Annotated in this window: 7 protein-coding genes; all 7 read right to left on the bottom strand. The window is 76.4% G+C overall.

Translation table 11 applies throughout. From position 1 onward, the window contains the following. Nucleotides 1-98: 98 nt before the first annotated feature. Entirely contained in the window at nt 99-422 is a 324-nt protein-coding gene (locus WCS02_RS18385) for a hypothetical protein (protein WP_340295741.1), read from the bottom strand. A gap of 91 nt (nt 423-513) precedes the next feature. Continuing rightward, complete coding sequence (locus WCS02_RS18380) at nt 514-1,458, bottom strand: DUF4097 family beta strand repeat-containing protein (RefSeq protein ID WP_340295740.1); 945 nt, start codon at nt 1,456-1,458, stop codon at nt 514-516. Further along, nucleotides 1,455-2,045: a toxin-antitoxin system HicB family antitoxin gene (locus WCS02_RS18375; protein WP_340295739.1), complete on the bottom strand. Its 591-nt coding sequence runs from the start codon at nt 2,043-2,045 to the stop codon at nt 1,455-1,457. The genes WCS02_RS18380 and WCS02_RS18375 overlap by 4 nt, the downstream gene beginning before the upstream one ends. Nucleotides 2,046-2,147: 102 nt before the next feature. After that, entirely contained in the window at nt 2,148-2,651 is a 504-nt protein-coding gene (locus WCS02_RS18370; RefSeq protein ID WP_340295738.1) for a hypothetical protein, read from the bottom strand. Nucleotides 2,652-2,725: 74 nt separating this feature from the next. Then, a complete protein-coding gene (locus WCS02_RS18365; RefSeq protein WP_340295737.1) occupies nt 2,726-3,088 on the bottom strand; it encodes a response regulator in 363 nt (120 codons plus the stop codon). Further along, entirely contained in the window at nt 3,085-3,621 is a 537-nt protein-coding gene (locus WCS02_RS18360) for a chemotaxis protein CheX (RefSeq protein ID WP_340295736.1), read from the bottom strand. Before WCS02_RS18360 ends, WCS02_RS18365 begins: the two co-directional genes overlap by 4 nt. After that, entirely contained in the window at nt 3,618-4,013 is a 396-nt protein-coding gene (locus tag WCS02_RS18355) for a response regulator (RefSeq protein WP_340295735.1), read from the bottom strand. The genes WCS02_RS18360 and WCS02_RS18355 overlap by 4 nt, the downstream gene beginning before the upstream one ends. Between the last annotated feature and the right edge of the window lie 42 nt (nt 4,014-4,055).

Raw genomic sequence — 4,055 nt, 5'->3', positions numbered from 1 at the left:
GGCGCAGCTGCGCGGCCTCGCCGCCGCGGACGCCGTCGCGGTCGTCCCGCCCGGCTGGTCCGGCGGGGCGGTGGAGCTGCTGCCCGTGCCGTGAGCGGTCAGGCCAGGCGGGCGCGGGTGGCCCGGGCGCGTGCCTCGACGTCGGCGATCGCGGCACCGAGGCGGGCGCGGTCCCGGTCGAGCCTTGCGGCGCGGCGCTCGGCGACGGTCATGCGTCGCCGGAGCAGCACCGTGGCCAGGTCGGCGGACCACCGGGCCGACAGAGCGCCCGCCCGCCCGCGACCAGGGCGACCGACGCTCGGGCGACCGGGGAGGACCGGACCAGCGAGGGCCGGACGGGCGGCGTCGGCATGGTGGACGGCGGCAGCGGCGAGCTGGCGCTGCCGGAGCGTGACGAGCTCGCAGTCGAGGACGGGGTGCATGTCGCCTCCAGGGGTCGGGCGGGACCGGCGCGCCGGGCGGCGGACCGGGACGGGCGTGTCGCACGGGGGCGACGGGACGGGCGGGGAGGCCTCAGCGGGCCGCCGGCGCGCCCCGCTGCACGAGGAGGTCGCCGCTCACGGTGCGGGCGCGCAGCAGCAGGCGGGCCTCGTCGGGGCCGGGCTCGCCGGACGCCTCGAGGTCGCTGCGGAGCCGGCCGGACACCGACGAGCAGTCCAGCAGCACGGCCGTGCCGTCGGCCACGGTGACGCCCACGTCGCCCGAGGCCGTCTTGACCGCGACCCGGCCTGCGACGGCGGCGAGGACGACGTCGCCGCTGCCCGTGGTCACGGTGACGTCCGCGCCGGTACGGGCCAGCTGCACGTCGCCCGACCCGGTCTGGACGACCACCTCGCCGCCGACCGGGCCGGCGAGCACGTCGCCGGACCCGGTCCCCACCTCGAGCGGCCCGACGACGGCGCGGACCCGGACGGTCCCGGAGCCCGACCGCACCTGGGCGGCACCCACCTCGCCGAGCGTGACGTCGCCGGAGCCCGTGGTCACGCGGGCCCGTCCGCGGACCCGGTCGACGGAGACGTCGCCGGACCCGCAGGCCACGGTGGCCTCGTCGAGCTCACCGGTGAGGAGCACGTCGCCGGACCGGCTGCTGACCTCCGCCGACGAGCCGCGGGGTGCGGTCACCGTCACGTCGACGGCGCCGTCCCGGCCGAGGAAGCCGACGGACCGGGGGACCTGCACGACGACGACGTCCTGCACGCGCCGGACCACGGTCGCGCCGGCCGCCTCGGCGGAGCGGGCGGAGGAGTCCGACGGCCGGACGTCGACGGTGACCTCGGCGGTGTCGAGGGCGTGCACCGTGACGCGGCCGCTGCCGGAGCGCAGGTCGAGCCGCACCGGGCCGTCGACGGGGTAGGAGGCGGGCGAGGAGCCGAGGGACTCGGCGGGCCGTGCGGCAGGGGCGGCCCCGAGAGGGGTGCCGGCGCCGCCGACAGCGCGCCTGTCGTCGGCGGCGCTCACCGGGCCCACCCCGTCAGCCGGCGACCGGGGTGCCGGGAGGGGGCAGCGGGCTCCGCCGGGCGCTCGTCGAGGGCACCGCTCACGGCCCGCACGAGCCAGGCGTTGACCGACAGGCCGGATGCGCCGGCCGCAGCCTCGGCGCGCGCCTTGAGCGACTCCGGCAGCCGGAGGGTGAGCCTGGCGGTGCCGTCGTCTTCCACCGGTGGCTCGGGCGGGACCGGCGGCACGGGGGGTACAGGCAGGACCGGCGCCGCGGGCGGCACGGGGAACTGCGGCGGCACGGGCGGGGCCCCACCGGGCGGCCCCGACCAGGCGGGGTCCGTGCGCAGGACGACGAGCTCGGGCTCGCGGCCGCGCAGGCGGACCTCGACGGCGGCGTCGTCCAGCTGCGCCCCCACCTCGGCGGCGGCCTGCCCGAGGGCGTCGAGCAGGACCAGGCGGACCGACGGGTCGAGCGCGAAGAGCAGCCGCTCCGCGGCGGCCCGGACCTCGTCAGGGGCACCGTCGGCGCGGCTCCCCCCGCCGACCGCCCCCGCGGCGGCGGCGAGGTCGTGGCGGAGGCTGTCGACGAACGGGCTGAGCTCCATGACGCCATGGTGGCGTCATAGTGACGTCAGAGTCAACCCCTCTGATGTCATGGCGATGTCAGAGCGGCGTCAGCGGAGGGGACGGGCTCAGAGGGACGGGGCTCAGGGGACGACGACGACCGACATCCGGCCGGCGCCGTAGCGGGCGATCTCGATGCTGATGTCGTCGCGCGGGGCGGTCCGGACGGCGAGCTCGCGGACGTCGGGGCGCAGCGGCTCCGAGCCGGAGAACGTCGCATACAGCTTGAGGTGCGGCGCCTTCGGCAGGTTGAACAGCGAGGCCATGATGTTGAGGACCTCGTAGCAGTTCTCGTTGAGCGAGGCCGGCAGCTCGCCCGCCTCGATGGCGTCCTGCGCGGCGGCCGCCGGCACGAGGCCGAGCGCCGCGCCGCTGTAGGCGGCCAGCGGCAGGTCGAAGGCGATGACCGCGCGGCTGCGCAGCTCGGCGTCGACGTACAGCCCGACGACCGAGCCGGAGTCGCCGCCGACACCGACCGGGTCGGCGCCGCCGCTGAGCTCGATGTCCTTGCCGGTCAGGTCGCCGAGCAGGTCGCGGACCGCCTTGAGGTGGGGGACGGGGACGGTGGGGGCGATGACGAACGCCACGGCGGTGCTCCTGTCAGGGACGGGGTCGGGTGGCCGGGGACGGCCGGGGTGGGGGGTGGTGCGGGTGCTGAGGCTCAGCCGAGGATCGGCGAGAGCGTGTCGGCGAAGGTGTCGGCGCTGAACGGCTTGGCGATGAGGAACAGGGCGCCCGCGCCGGCGGCGCGCTCGCGCATCTCGGGCGAGCCCTCGGAGGTGACGAACCCGAACGGCGTGGAGTCGCCCCGCGCGCGCAGGTTGGTGAGGAAGTCGATGCCCGTCATCTCGGGCATGTTCCAGTCGGAGAGCACCATGTCGGGGCCCTCCGAGGCGACGACGTCGAGGCCCTCGGCCCCGTTGGTCGCCTCGACGATGTCGAGGCCGTCGAAGCCGGCCTGGCGCAGGGTGCGGACGACGATCTGGCGCATGACGCGCGAGTCGTCGACGACGAGGACCTTCATGACGGGCTACCTCCAGCAGCTCGGTCGAGGGTGACGAGCAGCACGTGCTCGCCCCACAGCAGGGTGGCCGAGGCGAGCGCCTCGTCCAGGGCGGGGCCGTCGGCCCCGGTGGTGACGGACGGGAGGCCGAGCCGGTGCTCCCCGGGGAGCATCGCCTTGACGTTGCCGCCCACCATGTTGGCGATCTCGCCGGTGGCGTCGTGGATGTCCTCGGGGACGACCACGGCGGGGTCGATGTCGAACATCCGGGCCGCGGCCTCGGCCGCGGCCGGCGCAGGCAGGTGCACCGACAGGACGCCGGCGGCCGAGCCCTGGATGGTGACGCGGCCGACGACGACGGGCGTGCCGTCGGGCTCGGGGGCCCACGGGCCCAGGTCCATGAGCGGGACCTCGTCGTCGACGAAGGACGCCCACACCGCCTGGGCCAGCTCGACGAGCACCTCGGTGCCGACGAACGCCTCCGGGCCCTCGAGGGTGCCGGTGGTCCCGAGGGTCCCGGCCGGCGAGGTGCTCTCGTCGGTGCCGGTGCTCACGCGCCGACCCCCGCGGGGACCAGGCCGAGGTAGCGGAGCTTGTCCTCCATGGCGTCGGCCGTGAAGGGCTTGATGAGGTACTCGTGGGCCCCGGCGGCGAGCGCCCGGACGATCTGCCCGTGCTCGCTCTCCGTGGTCACCATCATGAGCGTGATGTCGCGCCAGCGACGCTCGGCGCGGACGGCGGACACCAGCTCCAGGCCGTCCATGACCGGCATGTTCCAGTCGATGCAGGCCAGCGCCGGGACGGTGCCGGCCGCGGTGAGCCGTTCGAGCTCGGTGAGCGCCGAGGCGCCGTTGTCGGCCTCGACGGTCTCGAACGCGAGGGTGGACAGGATCCCGGACACGATGCGGCGCATCGCCCGGGAGTCGTCGACGACGAGCGCGTGCATCAGCGGCCTCCGGTGCGGTCTGTGGGGGGTGGGGTCTGGGGG

Source organism: Aquipuribacter hungaricus (genome assembly GCF_037860755.1).
Taxonomy (GTDB): domain Bacteria; phylum Actinomycetota; class Actinomycetes; order Actinomycetales; family JBBAYJ01; genus Aquipuribacter; species Aquipuribacter hungaricus.
The sequence above is the reverse complement of the archived record's forward strand: the minus strand, read 5'-3'. Positions and strand labels throughout refer to the sequence as shown.

Bases quoted from the DNA above. Each gene is read 5' to 3' on its own strand.
- WCS02_RS18385 (WP_340295741.1), bottom strand. From the start codon at position 422: ATGCACCCCGTCCTCGACTGCGAGCTCGTCACGCTCCGGCAGCGCCAG.
- WCS02_RS18375 (WP_340295739.1), bottom strand. From the start codon at position 2,045: ATGGAGCTCAGCCCGTTCGTCGACAGCCTCCGCCACGACCTCGCCGCC.
- WCS02_RS18365 (WP_340295737.1), bottom strand. From the start codon at position 3,088: ATGAAGGTCCTCGTCGTCGACGACTCGCGCGTCATGCGCCAGATCGTC.
- WCS02_RS18355 (WP_340295735.1), bottom strand. From the start codon at position 4,013: ATGCACGCGCTCGTCGTCGACGACTCCCGGGCGATGCGCCGCATCGTG.